At 66.3% G+C, this 21,381-nt stretch carries 18 protein-coding genes; 6 read left to right on the forward strand and 12 right to left on the reverse strand.

Translation table 11 applies throughout. The features are described 5' to 3' along the window. On the reverse strand, positions 1 to 2,828 hold a 2,828-nt coding region (locus HMPREF3174_RS05080), incomplete at its 3' end, for an ExeM/NucH family extracellular endonuclease (protein ID WP_148132175.1). Positions 2,829 to 2,997: 169 nt separating this feature from the next. On the opposite strand from HMPREF3174_RS05080, the gene HMPREF3174_RS05085 reads away from it, so the two are divergent. The 3 genes from HMPREF3174_RS05085 to HMPREF3174_RS05095 all read left to right on the forward strand — a co-directional run bounded on the left by HMPREF3174_RS05085 (position 2,998) and on the right by HMPREF3174_RS05095 (position 6,722). After that, positions 2,998 to 3,669, forward strand: coding sequence for an NADPH-dependent F420 reductase (locus HMPREF3174_RS05085; protein ID WP_070448140.1), 672 nt, complete (start codon positions 2,998 to 3,000; stop codon positions 3,667 to 3,669). A 56-nt stretch (positions 3,670 to 3,725) separates the two neighbouring features. After that, complete coding sequence (locus tag HMPREF3174_RS05090) at positions 3,726 to 5,834, forward strand: alpha/beta hydrolase family protein (protein ID WP_070448142.1); 2,109 nt, start codon at positions 3,726 to 3,728, stop codon at positions 5,832 to 5,834. A 123-nt stretch (positions 5,835 to 5,957) separates the two neighbouring features. Further along, a complete protein-coding gene (locus HMPREF3174_RS05095; protein ID WP_062614111.1) occupies positions 5,958 to 6,722 on the forward strand; it encodes a glycerophosphoryl diester phosphodiesterase in 765 nt (254 codons plus the stop codon). Positions 6,723 to 6,860: 138 nt separating this feature from the next. Here HMPREF3174_RS05095 and HMPREF3174_RS05100 read toward each other — a convergent pair whose 3' ends face one another. The 5 genes from HMPREF3174_RS05100 to dnaK form a co-directional block, all read right to left on the reverse strand. After that, positions 6,861 to 7,622 (reverse strand): NUDIX hydrolase, encoded by a 762-nt coding sequence (locus HMPREF3174_RS05100; protein WP_246783064.1) that lies wholly within the window; start codon positions 7,620 to 7,622, stop codon positions 6,861 to 6,863. 12 nt (positions 7,623 to 7,634) lie between these two features. Then, positions 7,635 to 8,153: a heat shock protein transcriptional repressor HspR gene (locus HMPREF3174_RS09620; RefSeq protein ID WP_062614068.1), complete on the reverse strand. Its 519-nt coding sequence runs from the start codon at positions 8,151 to 8,153 to the stop codon at positions 7,635 to 7,637. Positions 8,154 to 8,201: 48 nt separating this feature from the next. Further along, entirely contained in the window at positions 8,202 to 9,188 is a 987-nt protein-coding gene (locus tag HMPREF3174_RS05110; protein ID WP_068538556.1) for a DnaJ C-terminal domain-containing protein, read from the reverse strand. A 35-nt stretch (positions 9,189 to 9,223) separates the two neighbouring features. Beyond that, the gene (locus HMPREF3174_RS05115; RefSeq protein ID WP_168160562.1) at positions 9,224 to 9,832 is read right to left on the reverse strand and encodes a nucleotide exchange factor GrpE; all 609 of its coding nucleotides are present in this window, start codon (positions 9,830 to 9,832) and stop codon (positions 9,224 to 9,226) included. A gap of 69 nt (positions 9,833 to 9,901) precedes the next feature. Then, positions 9,902 to 11,773 (reverse strand): molecular chaperone DnaK, encoded by a 1,872-nt coding sequence (gene dnaK / locus HMPREF3174_RS05120; protein ID WP_062614071.1) that lies wholly within the window; start codon positions 11,771 to 11,773, stop codon positions 9,902 to 9,904. A gap of 379 nt (positions 11,774 to 12,152) precedes the next feature. Between dnaK and HMPREF3174_RS05125 the strand changes: the two genes are divergently transcribed. Next, a complete protein-coding gene (locus HMPREF3174_RS05125; RefSeq protein WP_210382928.1) occupies positions 12,153 to 13,244 on the forward strand; it encodes a quinone-dependent dihydroorotate dehydrogenase in 1,092 nt (363 codons plus the stop codon). Positions 13,245 to 13,414: 170 nt separating this feature from the next. Here HMPREF3174_RS05125 and pyrE read toward each other — a convergent pair whose 3' ends face one another. From pyrE to HMPREF3174_RS05155, 6 genes are all read right to left on the reverse strand, one after another. Then, on the reverse strand, positions 13,415 to 13,984 hold the full coding sequence (gene pyrE / locus HMPREF3174_RS05130; RefSeq protein WP_062614072.1) for an orotate phosphoribosyltransferase: 570 nt from the start codon (positions 13,982 to 13,984) through the stop codon (positions 13,415 to 13,417). Continuing rightward, positions 13,974 to 14,720, reverse strand: a complete 747-nt coding sequence (gene pyrF / locus HMPREF3174_RS05135; RefSeq protein ID WP_244899231.1) for an orotidine-5'-phosphate decarboxylase — start codon at positions 14,718 to 14,720, stop codon at positions 13,974 to 13,976. Before pyrF ends, pyrE begins: the two co-directional genes overlap by 11 nt. Positions 14,721 to 14,725: 5 nt before the next feature. Beyond that, a complete protein-coding gene (locus tag HMPREF3174_RS05140) occupies positions 14,726 to 16,093 on the reverse strand; it encodes a dihydroorotase (RefSeq protein ID WP_070448146.1) in 1,368 nt (455 codons plus the stop codon). Continuing rightward, complete coding sequence (locus HMPREF3174_RS05145; RefSeq protein WP_201783176.1) at positions 16,086 to 17,063, reverse strand: aspartate carbamoyltransferase catalytic subunit; 978 nt, start codon at positions 17,061 to 17,063, stop codon at positions 16,086 to 16,088. The genes HMPREF3174_RS05140 and HMPREF3174_RS05145 overlap by 8 nt, the downstream gene beginning before the upstream one ends. Further along, positions 17,060 to 17,632 (reverse strand): bifunctional pyr operon transcriptional regulator/uracil phosphoribosyltransferase PyrR, encoded by a 573-nt coding sequence (gene pyrR, locus HMPREF3174_RS05150; RefSeq protein ID WP_062614075.1) that lies wholly within the window; start codon positions 17,630 to 17,632, stop codon positions 17,060 to 17,062. Before pyrR ends, HMPREF3174_RS05145 begins: the two co-directional genes overlap by 4 nt. A 214-nt stretch (positions 17,633 to 17,846) precedes the next feature. Then, positions 17,847 to 18,518, reverse strand: coding sequence for a TetR/AcrR family transcriptional regulator (locus HMPREF3174_RS05155; RefSeq protein WP_062614076.1), 672 nt, complete (start codon positions 18,516 to 18,518; stop codon positions 17,847 to 17,849). A gap of 246 nt (positions 18,519 to 18,764) precedes the next feature. Between HMPREF3174_RS05155 and HMPREF3174_RS05160 the strand changes: the two genes are divergently transcribed. Then, positions 18,765 to 21,209, forward strand: coding sequence for a DMSO/selenate family reductase complex A subunit (locus tag HMPREF3174_RS05160; RefSeq protein ID WP_070448148.1), 2,445 nt, complete (start codon positions 18,765 to 18,767; stop codon positions 21,207 to 21,209). Between the two features lie 14 nt (positions 21,210 to 21,223). Then, positions 21,224 to 21,381 (forward strand): 4Fe-4S binding protein (locus HMPREF3174_RS09020; protein ID WP_168160563.1); only part of this gene is annotated, 158 nt, incomplete at its 3' end.

Consider the following 21,381-nt stretch of genomic DNA (forward strand, 5'->3'; position numbering starts at 1 on the left):
CGCGACGGCGTAACCGGACGATCCATCACCACGCACTGCCCAGGCTCAGGCTCCGGCTCGGGATCAGGTCCGGGCTCCGGCGCCTTCACCGTGAAGTCCCACGACTTTTCCGCACCCGCGGCCAGCTCAAAGCCCTCCGCGGCCTCGGCCGTCACCGTCACAGTCTGGCCAGGCTTCACCTCAACAGTTCCGGTGACCTCCCGATCACCGACCTTGTAAACCACACCCTCAACGGTCGGGATCGTGACCATACCGGCGCCATCCATAGTCGGCGCCTTCGGGGTTACCGGCGCCTCGGGCTCGACATTCTCAAGAACCTTGAGGCTGATCTTGATCGGGTCGTGATCCGACGAGCGGAACGCCGTGGTGTCGTAGAGCTCCTTGTACTTGACGTTGTAGTTGTAGCGCGAGTACTCAAAGGCGAGCGGCTCGTCCGCGTTGATGTCCCAGATGTCGCCGCCGACCACAAGGTCAAGAGCCATCTGGTTCGCCAGCACGTGATCGAGCGAGCCCTGGTAAGCCGAGAACTGGTAGGTCTGCTTCTCCGGAGCGAACTTAGGAGCAAGATCGGTGTAACCCTTATCGGCCATCGCAAGGATCGGATCCTCAGCCGAATAGGCGTTGAAGTCTCCGAGCAGGAAGATCGGCTTGCCAGCGAACTCCTTCTCCACCCACGCAAGTAGGGCCTGGGCCTGCTTCACGCGCAACTTGTTGTTGTTGCCCTGGTAGACATCGGTATCGGACTTATCCGAGAGGCTGCCCTTCGACTTGAAGTGGTTCGCGACAGCCACGAAAGACTTGCCCGATGCATTGCCATTGGCATCGAGAGCCTGGAACTCCTGCGCGAGCGGCTCACGGGCCTTACCGGTGAAGTCCGCGCTCCCGATCAGGATCTTGGACGCGCCCACCGGCTCAACCTTCGCAGGCTGGTAGATGAACGCCAGACGGATTGCGTCCTCGCTAGCCGGAACCTGCTCCGGCGACTTCACGGCCGCCCACTTATCCGTGCCTGCGCCCTTGTTCAACTCGGCAACCAGGGTATCGAGCGCGGCGTCGCGATCCTTGTTGAACTTCTTGGAATTCTCAATCTCCTCGAGGCCAACCACGCTCGCGTCGAGCTGGTTGATCGCGGTGACAATCTTGTCCTGCTGGCGCTTGAGGTTCACGGCATCGGCCGCGCCGCGGGCATCACAGCCGTTAGCGGTAATGAGATTGCCCGCGCGATCCTGGTAACCCTTGCAATTCAGCTGGTCGCCCGTGGTGATGAAGTAGTTCAGCACGTTGAAGGTGGCCAGCGACACGTCGCCCAGGTTCTCCGGCGCAGAGGGCCGTTCGTTGTTGGAGAAGGACACCCAGTTGACCGAGTTGTCCTTGAAGCTATCCTCCGCACCCTCAACGTTGACCGGCTCGGTGGGCTGAATCTTCCAGGTGTTGTCGCGGTAATCGATGATCATCGGCTGCAGGAAGTTCACCTGCGCGCCGGCGCGTGCCGGGTTCTTCACATCGAGGTACGCCACCGGGATGCGGTGGTTCGCGTACTTGAAGTTAACCAGATCGAAGGAGATGCCGTCGTCGAGGTTGATCAGCTTAGACTCGTTGTCCTCATTGAGAGCAGCGATCTCAGTCGGGTTCTTCGCCGGGTTGTAAAGATCCGAGGGCTGACGCAGAGGTTTATCCCCCGGGGTCAGGCCGAGCTCGCCCCAACGCGCCGTGAAGATCGTCTTGTTCTTGCTCGTATTGTTCTGCAGGTAGTTGTTCGTGATCGTCATCGGGGCCTTGATATCAACCAGCATGCCCTCGTACTTCTCACGAGCCTCATTCCCCACAGGGAACTCGTTCAGCACCACCGGCTTCGGATCCACGACGCCGTCCTTCGCCATCTTCTCCACGGCGGTGAGGTCCTTGAGCTGCGTCAGACCATAGTACTCGGCGGCCGTGCCCGTCACGCGCACGAAGTCGCCCTTGGCCAGGGTCTTGGAGAACTTCAAGCCGGCGTCGAACACGAAAATACCGTGCGAGGCGTTGCCGTCATGGGTGCCACCCGTACCCTGCGTCTGCATGTAGAAGCCACTGAAGCCGCCCGTGGTGTAGAGCGCCGTAACGACGCCCTCCGTGGTCACGGTCTTACCCTCCAGCGGGGTCTTGTCACCCGTGCCCTGGATGTCCGCAATCGCTACGACGTTGCCAGGTTGTGGCTCAGGCTGCGGATCCGGGTCGGGTTCAGGATCCGGGTCCGGATCAGGATCGAGCGCGCCCGAGCCGTTCATAGTGTGCTTGCCCAGGTCGGAGATGTCGTCAATCCCCTTCGCGTTCCATTCGACGGTCACGTCGAAGGCGTCGTTCGGGTTCGTGTCTCCAGCAGTCACATTCGGCTTGCGGATCAGAGTCTTGTTCTCGCCGAACTTCGCGGTGTCACCAATCTGGCCGAGCGAGTCGACCACCTGGTCGCCCTTCTTGAGCACGAGCACGTCATCGCCGTTGAAGTTAGTGACGCTGCTCGTCAGCACGGCCATCGAGCCATGGATCTTGGCCTGCGAGTTGGCGAGGATGAACGTGGCACCCGGCGCAAGCGTGGAGGACAGCGCTTGCGGGTTCTTCGTGGTGGTGGCACCGTTCGTGTACAGCTCCATGGTGTACTGGCTGAGGTCAATCTCGGCATCCGTGCCGTTGTACAGCTCGATGTACTTGTTGTTGCTTGACCCCTCAACATATTCACTGATGATGAGGTCGGTCGCGCCCGTGGAGTCCGCCTGCGCTGGCAGCGTGGCCAGCGGCAGGGCAAGCACAGTAGCGGCGAGGGCCGCGACTAGAGTGTTTCTGCGTTTCACAGTTTTCCCTTCGTGTGATGTTCAAACGTAATTGCACGCCTTAATCGCAACAATACTTGCCGGGTCCGACAAAAAAGTGTCCGCTTGGTTAACATCCTTGTTCACCTTGGCGTCTAACAACCATACATCCTCACACACGAACTATAAGATGGAATAAGGGAGGACTTTTATGGAAGAATTCCGGCGCGGCGCCATCATCATTGGTGCAGGTCTCATGGGTATTTCGCTCGCTGAGCGTTTTTTCGAAATCGGCACGACGCCGTGGGTCGCCGCGCGTCGTCCGGCCACCGAGCTCGCCGCCACGCTGGGGGCGCAGGCCCGCGCGATCGACGTCGTTGACATCAAAAATCTTCCCGCCAAGGCGCCCATTTTCCTCGCCGTGCCACTGTCCGCACTGGAGACGATCCCGGCCGAGGCGCTGGACGGGAGGCTGGCGATCGACGTCGGGAACTATTGGCCGCGCCTCGACGCCGCGAGCCGGTTTGCGCGCGAGCCGCGGGCGTCGAGCCTGATCACGCAGGAGTTATTCCCCGCCGCGCGCGTGGTCAAGACGCTCAACCACCTAGCGTATTCGGACCTCGCCTTCGACGCGCGCCCTCACTCCACCGACTACCGCCGCGGGCAGTGTGTTGCCGCCGACGACGCCGAAGCCCGGCTTGCGGCCGCACGGATCGTTGACGCGCTGGGATTTGCGCCGGTAGACGCCGGGCCGTTGGCGAACGGGCGGCTGTTTGGGCCGGGCACGCAGATTTTCAACGGCGGATGGCGAACGGCCGAGCAACTAGCGCGCATTGTGCGCAGGCTCGGGGACTACCCGGCCGAACCGTTTGCCTTGGATTAGTGCGGGAAAAGGGGGGCGGCAGAAAAAGTGTCGGAGGGGCGTTTTAGGATGAGGGCATGACGATTTTTGATTCGATGGAACAGTTCATTGCGCAGCCTCGCGTGACCTCGCTTGCCACGCGGCACGGGCGCACGGTCGCCACCGTGGCGCGGCTGGCGAAAAAGAAGGATAAGTATGTCTCCACGTTGGTGGAGATCACGGGCGGCGCGCCGCGTACGCTCACCCGCTCGGTCAAGGGCGAGGTCCTGATGGCGATCGGCGAGCGCGGGGAGGTGTACTTCACCTCCGGCCGGGATGATGCTCGCGGCGAGGGCGAATCGAACGCGCTGTGGATGCTACCGCCAAGCGGCGAGGCGCGTGTGGTGCTGCGCACGCCCGGCTCGATCGGCTCGGTGACGGCCGAGGGCGGCAAACTGCTGCTGACGGTCAACGTGTTTCCGGGGCGCTCGCTGGAGGAGGATGCGAAGCTCGTGGCCGAGCGCAAGGAACGCGGGGTCAGCGCCATCCTGCATGAGGGCTTCCCCGTACGATTCTGGGATCACGACCTCGGGCCGGCCTACCCCAAGCTGTTCGTGGCGGACGCGCCGGAACTGGAGGACTTCTCGGTGGAGGGCCCGAAGGGCGGCGTGCCGGATGGCGCCGCGGCTGAGGGCGTGTCCGGAGATCACGGTGCGAGTGGTGAACACGGCGCGGCTGGTGAGGCCGGAGACGCGGCCGGTGGCGAGTCGAAGCTGCCCACCTCGGAGGTGAAGCTTCGGCACGTACCCACGCCGGCGGGCCGGCTGGCGGGCGCGGCGTTCTCGCCTGATGGTGCGCGGGCGCTGGTAACGATCAGTCAGACGGTGAAGGATTCCACCGAGCAGGTCTTCTCGGTGTGGGAGGTGGAGCTGGCCTCGGGTGAGGCGCGGGAGGTGGCGATTGCCCCGCGCGAGCGGGAGGACGTGCCCGATTACCGCTCCTATTCGGCGGGCAGCTACTCGCCGGAGGGGACGCGGGCCGTGGTTTTCGTGGAGTCGGGAAACGTGGACGGTCAGCCGTTGCAGTCCTGGGCAGAGGTCTGGGACCGGGGCAGCGGCCAGCGCACCCGGGTTGAGTTCGGCGACTGGCCGAGCGAGGTGGCGTGGCTGAGTGAGTCCGCCTTCGTGCTCGGCGCCCCGCGCAGGGGCCGGCAGTCGTTGTACGTGGTGGATCTGGAGAAGGGCACGGCCTCGCTCCTGACGCATGACGACTTCGCGTACACGAACGTGGGCGTGCGGGAGGGCACGATCTACGCGCTGCGTTCGGCGATCAACCAGCCGCCCTGCCCGGTTAGCGTGGCACTCGACAGCACGGTTAAGGAGCTCGCGCCGCTGACGCCGGCGGTCCAGGCGCCGGGCCGGCTCGATGAGGTGACGGCCCACGGCGAGGACGGCACGGAAGTGCGCGCCTGGCTCTGGTTGCCGGAGGGCGCCAGTGCGGAGGCGCCGGCTCCCCTGCTCGTCTTCGTGCATGGTGGCCCATGGGGCACGTGGAATGACTGGACGTGGCGCTGGAACCCGGGCCCATTCGCGGCGAAGGGCTACGCGGTGCTCCTGCCGGACCCGGCGATTTCCACGGGGTATGGCCAGCACATGATCGACCGCGGCAACGACGCAATCGGCGACGCACCCTACACCGACATCCTCGCACTCGTGGATGCCGCCGAGGCCCGGGCGGATATCTCGGGTGAGCGCACGGCGCTACTCGGCGGCTCATACGGCGGATACATGGCCAACTGGATGGCCGGGCACACAGGCACCCGCTTCTCTTGCATCGTCAGCCACGCCTCGCTGTGGAATGTGGGCCAGATGGCCGGCACCACCGATAACGGCGGATGGTACGAGTGGATGATGCCCACACAGGAGGCGATCTACTCCCCGCACCGCTTCGCGGAGCAAATCGAGGTGCCGATGCTCGTCATCCACGGGGATCGCGACTACCGCGTGCCGATCGGGCAGAGCCACGCCCTGTGGCAGGCGCTGAACCGGGTGGCGAAGGTGCGCGGGCACAAGTTCCTCTACTTCCCGGATGAGAACCACTGGGTGCTCAAGCCTTCCAACTCGCTGGTGTGGTACCAGACCGTGATGGCGTTCGTGGATCAGCACGTGCTCGGCAAGGAGTGGCACGCACCCGAGCTGCTCGGGTAGGTCAGGCGCGACTTGTCGGCGCCGGCTCTGGCGCGGGTAGCATGCCCGGCCTGAGTTGGAGTCCCGCACGGGCACGGCTGGTGCCACTAAGATAAGAGGGGTGGAAGGAATGGGTGATTGAACGTGGAAAGGCGAATCTTCGCACACCGTGGGTTGAGCGGGCTCGCGCCCGAGAACACGATGGCGGCGTTCAAGGCGGCCGCCGATCGGGGGTTGACCTGGCTCGAGACCGATGTGGACATCCTTGGGGACGGCACGCCGATCCTCATTCATGACACAGCGCTGGATCGGACAACCAACCGCTCCGGCTCGTACTACGGGCTCGCCAAGGCCGACCTTGCCGAGGTCGACGCTGGCTCCTGGTTCTCTCCCGAGTTCGCCAGGGAGCCGATCCCCACGCTGCGCGAACTGGTCGACTTCATGAACGGCACCGGCATAAACGCCAACATCGAGCTGAAGTCGAACGAGGCCGGCGCCCAAATGAGCCACCTGCTGGTGGACAACGTGCTTGCGGAGCTCGATCGACTCGACGGCCCGAAGCTCATCATCTCGTCCTTCAACCACCTGCTGTTGCGGGAGGTCAAGACGAAGGCGCCCCACCTCTCCATCGGCGCACTGTTCGTGAGAGAGAACCTCTGGCCGGACTGGCGCTCGGTGCTCGAGCTCCTCGAGGCCGACCACATCCACCCCGACTCCCGCGGCCTCACCCGCGAGATGGTCCGCGCCTTCCGTGACGCTGGCTACGGGGTGAACGTGTGGACGGTCAACAGCCCGGCCCGCGCCAACGAACTGTTCAACTGGGGAGTCACAGGCGTGTTCTCGGACGTCCCGCACACCCTCCCCGCCGGGCAAGTTCCCCGGGCGCCCCAGGCGGCCCAGGCCAATTAAGATTTCTTGGACGCATTCGGGGCGATCTTGTCATATGCGAAGATAGGCCCAGAATCGTCCAGATATCTTTAATCGCTGGCGGGCCCAGCACCAAAGGTTGGCGGGCCCGGAACCCAGGGCCGGCGCCCAAGGCCCGCACTAGTCCCAGCCGCCGAAGCGCCGGGGCACGGCGATGCGGCGCTCGGTGTCCCACGGGCGTGACCACCCGGCCACGACCAGCAGGCCATCCAGCAGCATGGCGGTGAAGCCCCAGATCACGAGGTCGCCCACCTGGAAGGCCGCCCCGCCATACTCGCGGCCGGCCGCCGCCCGGTGCCAGCTACCGCGGTTGGCGGGGTCGGCAAGGTCGGCCACCTTCACCAGGTGGATCGCCTCCACCTCGGCAGGGCTCGCCACCGGCTCAAGCGTCAGCGCCGAGTCCCACACGCCTACCACGGGCGTTACCGAGAAAGAGGTCACGGGCAGGGAGCTCGCCGGCAGCTGGCCCCACACCTGCACGCCCTCGCCAGGGATCGCACACTCCTCCCAGGCCTCGCGCAGCGCGGCCTGCACCTCGCTCTCCCCCGGGTCCATGCTCCCGCCCGGGAAGCTCACTTGACCTGCGTGTTTGCGCATGTGGGCGGCGCGTTGAGTGAGAAGAACGGCCGGGTCGTCCGCCGCGTCGAGCAGGATGAGCACGGCCGCCCGGCGCATGCCCTTCCCGGGTAGCGGGTGCCCCGCGTCCACAATCGGATCCAGCTCAGCCGCGAGCGCCGACCGCAGCCGGCCGGCCGTCAGTATCTCGCGCCCGGCCGCACGGCCAAGTTCGCGCCCACGCGCTTGCACAATTGCGTCGCCAGGTTTGCGCCCCGGCTCACGCCCAGCCTCCCCCGGCATTCCGGCCAGCCAACCCACGGGCATCTCGCCCACGGGTTAGAACAGCCCCTGCGGGACGAGGTAGCGCGGGCGCCAGAGCACCACGTCGTTGCCGGCGACCATTCGCTCGCGCTCCATCTGCTCGCGCAGCGCCGAGCGCAGGTCTTCGAAGCGTTCGGCCATGAGCACGTCGCCGGACGGGTCCGCGGCGAACACCCTGTTCAGGCGGGAGTCGCGGCGGGTCAGCTCGTCGCGCAGCAGCTCGAGGGCGGCCCGCATCCGGGCGTTCTCCCGCTCGAGCCGCTCCCGCGCCCGCTCCGCCTTCTCCAGCCGTGCCTGCAACTCAAAAATCTTCGCGATGCCGGCCAGGCTCACGCCCTCCTCCTGGGACAGGCGCTGAATCTCGACCAGCTTCTCGACGTCGGCCAGCGAGTATCGCCGGCCCCCGCCTCGCGTGCGGTGAGCGGTGACAAGCCCCATCCGGTCATACTGGCGCACCGTCTGGGCGTGCATTCCCGCCAGCTCCGCAGCCACCGTCACCGACAAAATGGGTGCCGACTTCGATACCTTCGCCATCACTCACCTCCTTGACTCTCGGCCCGCCGACCTCCCGGCAGGCCTCCCTTAAATCCTAGCCATCTGATCGAACTCGCGCCGCGGATCGGCGTCGGCGGTCACGTCGCGGAACTGTTCCACGGCGGCCCGCGCTTCGTCCGAGAGCCGCTTCGGCACCACGACCTTCAGGCGCACGTACATGTCGCCCTTCGCCCCGTGGTGGGAGGCGAGCCCCTTCCCGCGCACGCGCATCACCTTGTCCGAGCTGGAGCCGGCCGGCACCTTGACCTTGACCTGCTTGCCCTCGAGCGTGGGCACCTCGATCGTGGCGCCCAGCGCCGCCTCATCGAACGAGACAGGCACGTTGACGTACACGTCCCGCCCGTCCAGATCGTAGACCGGGTGCGGCTCCACGGTGACCTTGACCAGCACGTCCCCGCGCTCGCCACCGTTTTGCCCCTGGCCGCCCTTGCCCTTGATGCGGATCTTTTGGCCGTTCGCGATCCCCGCGGGGATCTTCGCGGTCACCTTCTCCCCGCCGCTCGTCACGGTGACGGTGGTGCCGTCTACCGCATGACGTAACGGGATCGAAATCGACGTCTCCACGTCGGCGCCACGCTCCGGGCGGCGTCGTGAACCGAAGAACCCGAAGCCTCCCTGGCCGTTTGCCTGCGGCGCGCCCTGGCCGAACATCTGCGACAGGATGTCCTCAAAGCCCGGATTCGCCCCATTCGCGGTGAACCGCACGTTGCCGCCGCCGAAGTTCGAAAAGATGTCCTCGAACCCGCCGGCGCCCGGTGAGAATCGCGCGCCGCCGCCGGCCATCGAACGGATCGCGTCATACTGCTTGCGGTCCTCCGCATTCGACAGCACCTGGTACGCCTCGGAGGCGGCCTTGAACTTCTCCTCCGCCGCCTTGTCGCCCGGGTTGCGATCCGGGTGGTACTTGCGTGCGTACGTGTTGTAGGCCTTCTTGATTTCGGCTTCGGTCGCGTCCTTCTTCAGCCCCAGCGCCGCGTAAAAATCCTTCGACATCCAATCCTGACTAGCTGCCATTCTTCACCTCCTTGCCTTCCGTCACTGTTCGTCTTCTACTCCGGGCTCACGACGCCGACCCGCGCCGGCCGCACAACCTTCTCGCCCTGCTTGTAGCCGGGTTGGATGATGTGGGCGACCTGCTGGACCTCCACATCCGCCGACGTGGTGTTCATCAGCGCCTCGTGATGCTCGGGGTCGAACTCGTCGCCCGGTTCGCCGTAGCGTTCGAGCCCAAAGTTCGTCTGTAGCGTCTGCTCGAGCTTGTCCACCACCGCGCCGGCGGGCCCCGTGAGGTCCCCGTGCTGGCGGGCGAGGGCGGCGTCGTCGAGCACGGACAGCAGCGTGTCGATCACCTTCGTGATCCCCGCCTCGTACTGCACGCGCGCCTCCGCCTTCGAGCGCTTGACGTACCCGTTGTATTCCTGGCCGAGGTTGTACAGGTCGGCCTTGCGGCGCGCCAGCTCCTCCTCCAGTTCGGCCACGCGCAGCAGCGCCTGGTCCAGTTCGGACAGCTCGCCAACGACGTCGGTCTGCCCGGTTGCGTCCTCGCCCGCGTCCGTGGCGGGCTGGGTGGTGTCCTGCTCGGGCGCCGCCTGATCGGGGGCCTGGGCGACGTCGTTCATCTGCTCATCGGGCTGGCCACCGAAATCCTCGTTCGTCATGCCCATTCCTTTCTCCGAATGCCTGTACGGACAAGGGGCGGCGTAACACGCCGCCCCCTTCAGCCCGCGTTAGTTCTTGGAATCCTCGTCGTCAACGATCTCGGCGTCGACCACGTCATCCTCGGCATCACGAGCCGCGTTCGCCGCATCCGTCCAGCCCTCAGCGCCGGGGGCGCCTTCCTGCTGGGCCTGGGCGTAGAGCGCCTCGCCGATCTTCTGAGCCTTCGTGTTCAGCTCCTCCTGGGCGGACTTGATCGCCTCGACGTCGTCACCCTTGAGGGCCTCCTTGACCGCCTCGGCAGCGGCGCGGACCTCGCTGGTCACGGAATCGTCGAGCTTGTCCTTGTTCTCATCGAGGAGCTTCTCGATCGAGTAGGACTGCTGCTCCGCGGAGTTGCGGACCTCGGCCTCCTCCTTGCGCTTGGCGTCCTCGGCCGCGTTCTCCTCGGCCTCCTTCACCATGCGCTCGATGTCCTCCTTCGACAGGGCCGAGCCGCCCGTGATCGTGACGGACTGTTCCTTGCCCGTGCCGCGATCCTTCGCGGAGACGTGGACAATGCCGTTCGCGTCAATATCGAAGGTGACCTCGATCTGCGGGATGCCGCGCGGGGCCGGCGCAATGCCGGACAGCTCGAACGTGCCAAGCAGCTTGTTGTCACGCGCGAAGGTGCGCTCGCCCTGGTAGACCTGGATGAGCACCGACGGCTGGTTGTCCTCAGCGGTGGAGAAGACCTCCGAACGCTTGGTGGGGATCGCCGTGTTGCGCTCGATGAGCTTGGTCATCACGCCACCCTTGGTCTCGATGCCGAGCGACAGCGGGGTGACGTCGATGAGCAGGACGTCCGTGCGGTCGCCCGTGATGACGCCGGCCTGCAGGGCAGCGCCCACGGCCACGACCTCGTCCGGATTCACGCTCTTGTTCGGCTCGCGCCCGCCCGTCAGCTCCTTGACCACCTCGGTCACGGCCGGCATACGGGTAGAACCGCCGACCATCACCACGTGATCGATCTCCGACAGCTTGATGCCCGCATCCTCGATGACCTTCTTGAACGGTGCCTTCGTGCGCTCGAGCAGATCGCGCGTCATGTCCTCAAACTTGGCGCGGGTGAGCGTCTCATCCAGGTGGATCGGGCCGTTCTCAGACATCGACAGGTACTGCAGCGAAATGTTCGTGGAGGTTGCCGACGACAGCTCCTTCTTCGCCTGCTCAGCGGCCTCCTTGAGACGCTGGACTGCCACCTTGTCCTTCGACAGGTCCACGCCGTAAGCGTTCTTCGTCTGCGACACCAGCCAGTCCACAATGCGCTGATCCCAGTCATCGCCACCGAGCTTGTTGTCGCCCGAGGTGGCGCGGACCTGGATGATCGAGAAATCGTCGTCATCCTTGCCGACCTCCAGCAGCGACACGTCGAACGTACCGCCGCCCAGGTCGAAGACGAGGATCATCTCATCTTCCTTGCCCTTCTCCAGGCCGTAGGCGAGCGCCGCCGCCGTGGGCTCATTGACAATGCGCTGGACGTTGAGGCCGGCGATCTGGCCCGCGTCCTTCGTGGCCTGACGCTGCGCGTCATTGAAGTAGGCCGGGACCGTGATAACGGCGTCCGTGACCGGCTCGCCCAAGTACGTCTCCGCATCCTTCTTCAGCTTCTGCAGGATGTAGGCCGAGATCTGCTGGGGGGTGTAGGACTTGTCGTCAATTGCGACCTTCCACGACGAATCGCCCATGTGGCGCTTGACCGACAAAACCGTGCGGTCCGGGTTAGCGACAGCCTGGCGCTTGGCGATCTCACCAACCAGCACCTCGCCCGTCTTCGAAAAACCCACCACCGACGGGGTGGTCCGCATGCCCTCCGCGTTCGCGATAACCGTGGGCTCGCCACCCTCAAGGACAGCGACCACGGAATTGGTGGTACCAAGATCAATACCAACTGCACGTGCCATGTGTAACTCCTTCTTTCGGATTCGGGCCCGCAGCCCGCAACCCCTTCTATGTTTTGTTCCGAATACAGGATAAGGCGCTCGAGAAAGTTTCGTCAATACCTGTGACTATTTCTTGAGTCACTTCCGCTCAACTTTGGGGAGCGGGGCAAGGGTGGGTTCCGACGACGCCGGAACCGTGACTTCGCGCCAACCTTGCGTCGATCCTGGAGCGGCTGGGCAGGGTGGGGCGAGGCGTGACTGGAAGGCGCGGCGGAGAGTGCGCGGACGGCGTCGTCCGAAAACTGAGATCTCGCCGGCCAGGGGATGAGAAGGAGCGGGGAGCGCGGGCATTGCCGGTAAACTGAGGTGAACTGGCTGAACCACGCCGAAAGGTGCGCACATGGACTTCACACTCGACAACGCGGCGAAGATGGCGAGGGCCGCGGTGACGGCGTCGTCGGCGTTTGGCTATGAGCGGATCGCGCGGCCACTCCTGTTTCGCAAGGACCCCGAGGAGATCCATGACCTCATGATGCGGGCGCTGGGGGCGTCGGGCGGGCTGCTTGGGAGCTTCGGCGCGCAGATCTCCGCCAACCTGCCCGTGCTGCGCGTGCCGACCAAGCCCGTGCGCGCAGGCGGTGTGGAGTTCCGCCACCCCGTGCTACTCGCCGCCGGCCTGGACAAGACGGGCGAGGCGGCGCGGATGTGGTCGGCGCTCGGGTTCGCCGGCGCGGAGCTCGGCACCTTCACACCGCACCCACAGCCCGGCAACCCCGAACCGCGCATGTTCCGCATGCCACAAGACCAGGCAATCATCAACCGGATGGGCTTCAACAACCCGGGCGCAGCGGCCGGCGCCGGGCGGCTGCGCGCGTGGGGCGTGAAGCGCGGGAACTACGCGCTCGGCCTGCGGATCGGCATGAGCATCGGCAAGAACAAGACCACGCCGAACGAGGACTTCATCACCGACTACGTCGACTGCCTGCGCGAAGTGGCCGACGTGGCTGACTACGTGGCGATCAATGTCTCCAGCCCCAACACCCCCGGGCTGCGCGACCTGCAGGACCCGGCCGCACTACGCGACCTACTCCAGGCACTCAACGAGGTGCGGGCCGGCGACCGGCTGCCGCTGTGGCTCAAGATCGCCCCCGACATGGGGTGGCTCGAGATCGATGGCGTGCTAGGCGTGGCCGAGGAGATGGGCGTGGACGCGCTCATCGCCACCAACACCACCAACGCCCGGCCCGCCGGCCTACGCTCCTCCGCGGCCGCCGAGACGGGCGGACTGTCCGGCGCGCCGCTCACCCGGCGCTCCCTGCAGGTGATCCGGTACGTGGCTGAGCACTCGGGCGTCGACGTCGTGGGATCGGGCGGAATCATGACCGACGCCGACGCAGCCGCCGCCCTCGACGCCGGCGCCAAAGCCATCCAGCTCTACACCGGGTTCATCTACCGCGGACCGGCCCTCATCAGGGAGATCGCGGCGCTCTAAGGCCGGGCGCACTGGGCCGGCGGACCGGGGCGCCGCCGGGCCGGATTTGAATTCACTGGACGATTCCGGGCCGATCTTCTTATATGAGGAGATCGGCCCGGAATCGTCCAAAATATTACAATCGTCCCGCGAAGGGACGTTTTCGGCAGGTACAACCGGGTACCGGCCGGCTACAGCCGGCGGCTGCCCGGCGAATCCAGCTCCTCGCCCGCCGCGCACAGCCCGCACTCCTCCGGCGCCCACGATTCCGTGGGTAGGGAGAGCAGCGGGTAGAAGGGCGCGGTAAACTTGCGTTCGGTCTTGCGGTCGATGAGCGCGACCACGCCCACCACCTCGGCGCCCGCGGCCTCCACGAGCGCCACGACCTCAGCCACGGACCCGCCGGTGGTGACCACGTCCTCCACCACGAGCACGCGCGCCCCGCGCGGGATCTCGAAGGAGCGCCGAAGCTGCATCGCGCCGTCCACCCGCTCGGTGAACACGAAGCGCTTGTGCAGGGCGAGCGCCACCGCGAAGCCGAACAGCATGCCGCCCACGGCCGGCGAGGCCACTATGTCGACCTCCACGTCCAGCCGCCGCACCGCCTCCTGCGCGAGCGCGGCCGTCACGTCCGGCGATTCGAGCACCCGCGCACACTGAATGTACGTGTCGGAGTGCCGTCCGCTCGTCAGCGCGAAGTGCCCGTGCCGGATCGCTTCGGTTTCGCGCACGCGCGCCAGAATCTCATCGTTAGTGAGCATTGTTCCCCCTGATATCTGCGGCGATTGCCTCGAATGCCGCCGCCGGGTCCGCGGCCTGCGTGATCGGCCTTCCGACCACCACGTGGCTCGCCCCATCCTTGACCGCCGCGCCGGGCGTAGCCACGCGCGACTGATCGCCGACGTCCGCGCCAGCCGGCCGCACCCCGGGCGTGACGATAAGCGCCTCGGGGCCGAGCACGCCGCGCAGGTCGCCCGCTTCCAGCGGTGAGCAGATGACGCCGTCCGCCCCCGCCGCATAAGAGGCTCGCGCGAGTTCGCGCACCTGGTCCGGCAGGGCCCGCCCCACGCCGATCTGTTCCAAACCGGCGGCGTCCATCGAAGTCAGCACGGTGACAGCCAGAATCTTCGTGGGGGCACCCACGCGGGTCAGGCCTTCACGGGCGGCGGCGACCATGTCGGCGCCGCCCGCGCCGTGCACGGTGAGCAGGTCCGCGCCGAGCTCCCCGAGCACGGCGCTGGCCTCGCGCACCTGGTGTGGGATGTCGTGGAGCTTGAGGTCCAGGAAAACGTGGAATCCGCGTGCCTTCAGCTCGGTCACAATGCGCGGCCCGGCCGCGTAGAACAGGGTCATGCCCACCTTGAGCCACGCCCCGCGCGGGAGCATGTCCGCGAGCGCGAGCGCCTCGCCTTCAGGCAGGTCGAGGGCCACGATGACGCGCCCGGCCGCCCCGGCCATATCCCCGTCTCCCGCAGCCCCAGCCACGCCGCCAGCCATCTCGCTCACTTGGCCACCGCCCCCTCGCGGTAGGTGAACTCCCCACGGAGCATGGTGCCCCACACCTCGCCGTGGAGCACGCGCCCCCAGAACCCGGAGTTCGCCGACTTTGAGGCCAAATGCTCCCGGTCCACCGGCGTGGTCCCTTCGGGGTCGAACACGCACAGGTTGGCTTCGGCCCCGGCTTCGATCTTTTGGGGTGCGAGCCGCAGGATCTCGCGCGGGCGCGCCACCATGAGCTCGACCACGCGGTCCCACCCGATCCGCCCGGGCTGCACGAGCCCGGTGAACACGGCCGGAAGCGAGGTCTCCAGCCCGATCATCCCGAAGGGCGCGTTTTCGAACTCGAGGTCCTTCTCATGCGCAGCATGCGGGGCATGGTCGGTGGCGATCACGTCGATCGTCCCGTCCACCACGGCCTGGGCCAGCGCCTCCGCGTCAGCGTGGGCGCGCAGCGGCGGGTTGACCTTCAGGTACGTTTCGTATTCGGTGGTGATGTCGTCCTCGGTGAGGAATAGGTGGTGCGGTGTCGCCTCGGCGGTCACATCCAGCCCGGTGGCCTTCGCCTCACGCACGACCTCCACCCCGGGCGCCGTGGAGATGTGGGCCACGTGCATGCGCCCGCCGGTCAGCCTTACCAGCTCGACGTCGCGCAAGATCTGCACCACTTCCCCTTGGGCAGGCCAGCCGGCGAGCCCCAGCCGCGTAGAGACCACGCCCTCGTTCACGACGCCGCTACCGACCACCGCATCATCCTGCGAGTGCGTGATGATCGGCCGGTCCCACACCTTGGCGTAGTCGAGCGCGAGCCGCATGAGCCCGCCGTGCTGGATGCCGTGCCCGTCGTCGGAGAAGGCGACCGCGCCGGCCTCGGCCATCTCGCCCATCTCGGCGAGCTCCTTGCCTTCGAGCCCCTTCGTCACGGCACCGATCGGGAAGATGTCCACGAGCCCGACCTCCTCGCCACGCTCGATCTGTCTCTCGATCAGCTTGCCGTTGTCCACCACCGGCGTCGTGTTCGCCATGGTCGCCACCCCGGTGAAGCCGCCGCGGGCCGCCGCGCGCGAGCCGGTGAGGATATCTTCCTTGTGCTCCTGCCCGGGCTCGCGGAAGTGCACGTGCATGTCGAACAGTCCCGGCAGCACCACCTTGCCGCGCAGGTCCACCCGCTCGACTTCCGCCCATTCGCCAACGACGCCGACCGCGTCCGCCGCGTCCGAAGCTCCCGCCGCGTCCGATCCCTCGGCGTTCGCCGGCCCGTCGACGTCGACAACAATCGCCACGATCCGGCCGTCCCGGACGTAAATGTCGGCCACGGCGTCGAGCCCCACCTGGGGGTCCACGACCCGCGCACCCTGCAGAATCTTACGCATTGACCAGCTCCTTCGCGGCGATGGGGGACAGATCCTCGGCACAGTTCGCGAGGAGAAGTTCCATGATGGCCATCCGCACGGCCACGCCCGAGTTGACCTGGTTGAGCACGCGGGCCGGGATCGAGTCGGCCACCTCCTGCGTGATTTCCACGCCGCGGTTCATAGGGCCGGGGTGCATGATGACTGTGTGTGGGGCGAGCGCGGCCAGGCGCTGCGAGTTCATACCCCAGAAGCGGGCGTATTCGCGTAACGAGGGTAGGAGTTGCAGGCTGCCGAGCCGCTCGAGCTGGATGCGCAGGAGGTAGACGACGTCGGCGCCGTAGATCGCCTCGTCCACGCTAGCGGCCACTTCCACACCGAGCACGTCGGGACGGGCGGGCAGGAAGGCGGGCGGGCCGGCCACCACCACGCTCGCGCCGAGCCGGCCGAGCACGCGGGCGAGCGAGCCGACCACGCGCGAGTGCGCGATGTCGCCCACGATCGCCACGCGCAGACCCGCGATCCGGCCGAAGTTGGCGCGCATGGTGTGCAGGTCGAGGAGGGCCTGGGTGGGGTGTTCGTGCTTGCCGTCGCCGGCGTTGATAACCGAGCCGCGGATGTTGCGGCGCACGATTTGGGGGCTGCCGGCGGCGCGCGCCCGGATGACCACCATGTCGGTGTCCATCGCGTCGAGGGTCTGCGCGGTGTCCACCAGCGACTCCCCCTTCGCGATCGAGGACGCCGAGCCGGAGATGTTGATGACGTCCGCGCCGAGCCGCTTGCCCGCGATCTCGAAGGAGGTGCGGGTGCGAGTGGAGGGCTCCAGGAAGAGGTTGACGATCGTCTGCCCGCGCAGGCTGCCGTGCTTCTTGGTGCCCGGCCCGGAGGCGTTGGCGGCGGCGTGCAGGTCGGCGCGGTCGAGGATCGTTTCGATGTCGGCGATGGACAGGTCGTCCATCGTCATCAGGTGGCGGGTAGACAGGATACTCATCGGGAAACCTCCACAACCTCAACCGAGGTCTGCTTGTCTGTGGGTTCGATCTTGACCACGACCTTGTCGGCCGCGTGCGTGGGCACGTTCTTGCCCACGAAGTCTGCGCGGATGGGTAGTTCGCGGTGCCCGCGATCCACCAGGACGGCCAGCCAGATGCGCGACGGGCGGCCGGCCGAGAGCAGCGCGTCCATCGCGGCGCGCGCGGTGCGGCCCGTGTAGAGGACGTCGTCGACCAGCACCGCCTTCTTTCCCGTTAGGTCCGGGATCACAACGCCGGCACCGCGGCCCGCGTCGTCACCTTCAGCCGCTCCGGGCGCGGGGCGCGCGGGCTGGGCGCTGGCCGGGCGGGCGTCGTCACGAAAATCGGTGATATCGAGGTGGACGACCGGGACCTCCACGCCCTCGATGCGCTTGATCATGGTGGCGAGGTGGCGGGCAATGGTGTCGCCGCGGTTGATGATGCCCACCAGCACCAGGCCGTCGGTGCCGCGCGTGGATTCGAGGATTTCGTGGGCGATGCGGATGAGGGAGCGGCCGATTGCCGGCGCGTCGAGCACGGTGGTCATTCCTTCTCCTTCCCTCGCGGAAAGAGAGCGCGGTGCCGCGCGTCGCTCAGGCACGCGTTGCCGCGGTGCCGCGCCCGTACCCCTGGCAGAAAAAAGCCCCGCCAGAAGGCAGGGCAGAAGCGAGGCGTCTTGCCGGTTCTCTGACCGCCTTAAAGACTACCCACAGCCTAGCCCGCCCCGCGGCACGTGTCGAGCCGCCGCGCCGTGGCACCACTTACAGCTTGCGGCCCCGGGCGCCGGCGGCGATGTCGGAAATGGCGCGCAGGCGGCGTAGCGACACCGTGCCATCATCCTGGAAGCGTGCCAGCTGCCAGGGCGGCGCGAGAGAGAGGTAGGTGTTGACCACCACGTCCGGGCTCTCCTTCATGTCCGTGCCAAGCCACGCCACCAGCACCGCGATGAGGTTGTACACCTGCTGGGTGGTGGCCATCGCCGTCCACAGGTTCGACACGGTTTCCTCGCGCAGGTGGGAGGTGAACTCGTCCACGTAGGCGTCGAAGATGAGGGCCAGACGGCGGGTAATGTGCCCGACCACCACCGGCTGATTCGGGGCGAACAGCGCGCTCAGGAACTCCCGGTGCTCGCGCAGCTCGGTTAGCATCCGCACGTAGGTCTCCCGCCAGCGCAGGAGGTAGTTCTCGTTCGGGGTGGCAACGGCGTCGATCAGCTCGTCAAGGTAGGGCTGCAGCACGTCGACCACCATGTCCGCAACGAACTGCGCCGGCGAATCCCCGTGCTGGTAGAAGGTAGTGCGCGACACCCCGGCCTCGCGCGTTAGCTCCGCCACCGTGATGGAATCCGCCGGCTTGGTCAGGGCAAGCCGGCGCGCCGCGTCACACAGCTGCCCGCGCACGCGCACGTACCGCGGGTCGTTGTTCATCTCCATCGCGCCTCCTGGCAGGAATTATACCGACGACGACACCCTGCCGCCCCGTCCCTTCGGCCCTGCCGCCCCGGCGCAGCCGCATATTAGAAACCAAACTATCACCTATTTATTTCGGGCAAATCAGACATTGGGCCACAAAAATCCTGGTAGGCGGGTCGTCACTGTTAAACACCTGTCTTTTAGCAGATAGATTCGGAACATGACTCCGGCACCCCGGGGCGGACCGACTCGATAAGGAGAACCGGCATGACTCAGACTCTGCCCCCGAAGCTAGACGGGACGACTGGCCCGTCTCGCCGAACATTTCTCAAGTGGTCAGGCGTGGCTGCCGGAGTAGCTGGCCTCGCTGCGACCACCTCTCATCTCCCCACTCCTGCCGTGGCCGCTCAGACCGACGGCATGGAAGGCGTGGATAAGACGGTGTGGAACGCCTGCCTGGCCAACTGCCAGTCCCGCTGCCCGCTGCGCCTCCAGGTCAAGGACGGCGCCGTGGTTCGCGTGCTCGCGGACAACACGGGCTCGGACGAATTTGGCGACTTCCAGATCCGGGCGTGCGTGCGCGGTCGCAACCAGCGCGAGCGCATCTACTCCCCCGATCGCATCAAGAAGCCGATGAAGCGCGTGGGCCAGCGCGGCGAGGGCAAGTGGGAGGAGATCACGTGGGAGGAGGCCTTCGACACGATCGCCTCCGAACTCAAGCGCGTGAAGGAAACCTACGGCAACGAAGCCCTGTGGTATCACTACGGCTCCGGCTCCACCGGCGGCAACATCACGAAGCGCGGCACCTGGCCGCGCCTGCTCAACACCTACGGTGGTTACCTCGGCCAGTACGGCGACTACTCCACGGCCCAGCTCGCGGCCGGCACTTTGTTCCACTATGGCGGCTGGATCCCGTCCAACTCGCTCGAGGACGTGAAGAACTCCAAGCTTCAGGTCATGTTCGCCAATAACCCGCTGGAGACCCGCATGTCGGGCGGCGGCGAGCTCGCCGTCGTGCAAAAGACGAAGTCCGAGTACGGGATCCGGACGATCATCATCGACCCGCGCTACTCAGAGACTGCGCTGGCCGTGGGCGACGAGTGGGTGCCAATCAAGCCCGGCACCGACGCCGCGCTCGTGGCCGGCATGATCCACGTGATCCTCTCCGAGAACCTCCAGGACCAGGACTTCCTCGACAAGTACTGCATCGGCTTCGACGAGGACCACATGCCTGAGGGCATCCCGCCGCACAACTCCTACCGCTCCTACATCGAGGGCAAGGGGGCCGACGGCATCGAGAAGACCCCCGAGTGGGCGCAGGACATCACCGGCGTTCCGGCGACGACCATCCGCCGCCTCGCCCGCGAGATCGCGAACGCCAAGCCGTGCGCGATCACCCAGGGCTGGGGCCTGCAGCGCCACGCGAACGGGGAGAACGGCGCGCGCGCGGTCTTCACCCTCGCCGCCGTGACCGGCAACATCGGCATCCCGGGCGGCGGCAACGGCGCCCGCGAGGGCAACACCACTTTGCCCGTCAAGGCATTCCCGCTCTTCGACGGCGAAAAGCCGCCCGTGAGCACGCAGATCTCCTGCTTCAACTGGCCCGACGCCATCATGGACGGACCGTCGATGACGGCCGAAAAGGACGGCGTGCGCGGCAAGAAGAAGCTGGACGTGGGCATCAAGCTCATGGTGGTCAACGCCTCCAACACCCTCATCAACCAGCACAACGACATCCACTACACCCAAGAGGCGTTGCGGGATGACACGAAATGCGAGTTCATCGTGGTGATTGACCACCAGTGGACCGCCAGCTGCGACTGGGGCGACATCGTCCTTCCCTCCACCACAAACTTCGAGGAGATCGACATCATCCCCGGCGCCTCGTGTGGCGACATGGGCTGGGCGATCTGGGGCGACAAGGCGATCGAGCCGCTGTACGACGCGAAGACCGGCTACGAAATGTGCACCGAGATCGCGCGCCGGCTTGGCATCGAGCAGGAGTTCACCCAGGGCCGCACCCAGGAGGAGTGGCGCCGGTGGCTCATCGATGAGACCCGCGCCAACGTGGAGGGCTTCCCCACCGAGGAGGATTGGCCCGAGGTCGGCGTCTTCCGCGCTTACTCCGGCAAGCACCGGGTGGCCATGAAGGACTTCCGCGAGGATCCCGAGGCGAACCCGCTGGAGACGGCGTCGGGCAAGATCGACATCTTCTCCGCGCCGCTGTACGAATACTCCAAGACGTGGGTCTTCGAGGGCGAGCGCGCGGGCGACCGCGTCACCGCGATCCCCGAGTACCTCGAGACGTGGGAGGGCCAGGCCGAGGCCCGTACGAACGATAAGTACCCGCTGCAGTGCATCGCTCACCACTACAAGGGCCGCACCCACTCCAGCTACGCGAACCTCGAAAAGGGTCTGGAGTTGCACCCGCAGATGCTGTGGATCAACCCCGCAGACGCGGAGGCTCGCGGCATCGCCAACGGCGACACGATCTACGTGTTCAATGACCGCGGCAAGGTCAAGACCGAGGCGCGCGTGACTCCGCGCATCGTGCCCGGCGTCGTGTCCCTGCCGCAGGGCGCGTGGTACAAGCCGAACGCCGACGGCGTCGACGAAGGCGGCTGTATCAACACGCTCATGAAGTACCACCCCTCCCCCCTCGCCAAGGGGAACCCGGGGCACACGGCGCTCGTTCAAGTTGAGAAGGCGTGATCTCGATGGGAATCATGACTGACAAGGACTCGGCAAGCTACGCCGTTGCCGGGGGTAACTACGGCTTCCACTTCGACCAGGAGCTCTGCACGGGCTGCAAGGCCTGCCAGATCGCCTGCAAGGACAAGCACGACCTGCCGATCGGCGTCAATTGGCGCCGCGTGGTGGAGTA

Origin of the sequence: Trueperella sp. HMSC08H06, from assembly GCF_001808465.1 — a bacterium.
In the GTDB taxonomy this organism is placed as follows: domain Bacteria; phylum Actinomycetota; class Actinomycetes; order Actinomycetales; family Actinomycetaceae; genus Trueperella; species Trueperella bernardiae.

Excerpts from the sequence above, each read along its gene's own strand:
- HMPREF3174_RS05160 (WP_070448148.1), top strand. The coding sequence starts at position 18,765 with ATGACTCAGACTCTGCCCCCGAAGCTAGACGGGACGACTGGCCCGTCT.
- HMPREF3174_RS05090 (WP_070448142.1), top strand. The coding sequence starts at position 3,726 with ATGACGATTTTTGATTCGATGGAACAGTTCATTGCGCAGCCTCGCGTG.
- pyrF (WP_244899231.1), bottom strand. The coding sequence starts at position 14,720 with ATGGCTGGCGGCGTGGCTGGGGCTGCGGGAGACGGGGATATGGCCGGG.
- HMPREF3174_RS09620 (WP_062614068.1), bottom strand. The coding sequence starts at position 8,153 with ATGGCGAAGGTATCGAAGTCGGCACCCATTTTGTCGGTGACGGTGGCT.
- pyrR (WP_062614075.1), bottom strand. The coding sequence starts at position 17,632 with ATGACCACCGTGCTCGACGCGCCGGCAATCGGCCGCTCCCTCATCCGC.
- HMPREF3174_RS05145 (WP_201783176.1), bottom strand. The coding sequence starts at position 17,063 with ATGAGTATCCTGTCTACCCGCCACCTGATGACGATGGACGACCTGTCC.
- HMPREF3174_RS05155 (WP_062614076.1), bottom strand. The coding sequence starts at position 18,518 with ATGGAGATGAACAACGACCCGCGGTACGTGCGCGTGCGCGGGCAGCTG.
- dnaK (WP_062614071.1), bottom strand. The coding sequence starts at position 11,773 with ATGGCACGTGCAGTTGGTATTGATCTTGGTACCACCAATTCCGTGGTC.
- HMPREF3174_RS05110 (WP_068538556.1), bottom strand. The coding sequence starts at position 9,188 with ATGGCAGCTAGTCAGGATTGGATGTCGAAGGATTTTTACGCGGCGCTG.
- HMPREF3174_RS05100 (WP_246783064.1), bottom strand. The coding sequence starts at position 7,622 with ATGCCCGTGGGTTGGCTGGCCGGAATGCCGGGGGAGGCTGGGCGTGAG.
- pyrE (WP_062614072.1), bottom strand. The coding sequence starts at position 13,984 with ATGCTCACTAACGATGAGATTCTGGCGCGCGTGCGCGAAACCGAAGCG.
- HMPREF3174_RS05115 (WP_168160562.1), bottom strand. The coding sequence starts at position 9,832 with ATGACGAACGAGGATTTCGGTGGCCAGCCCGATGAGCAGATGAACGAC.
- HMPREF3174_RS05140 (WP_070448146.1), bottom strand. The coding sequence starts at position 16,093 with ATGCGTAAGATTCTGCAGGGTGCGCGGGTCGTGGACCCCCAGGTGGGG.
- HMPREF3174_RS05085 (WP_070448140.1), top strand. The coding sequence starts at position 2,998 with ATGGAAGAATTCCGGCGCGGCGCCATCATCATTGGTGCAGGTCTCATG.
- HMPREF3174_RS05125 (WP_210382928.1), top strand. The coding sequence starts at position 12,153 with ATGGACTTCACACTCGACAACGCGGCGAAGATGGCGAGGGCCGCGGTG.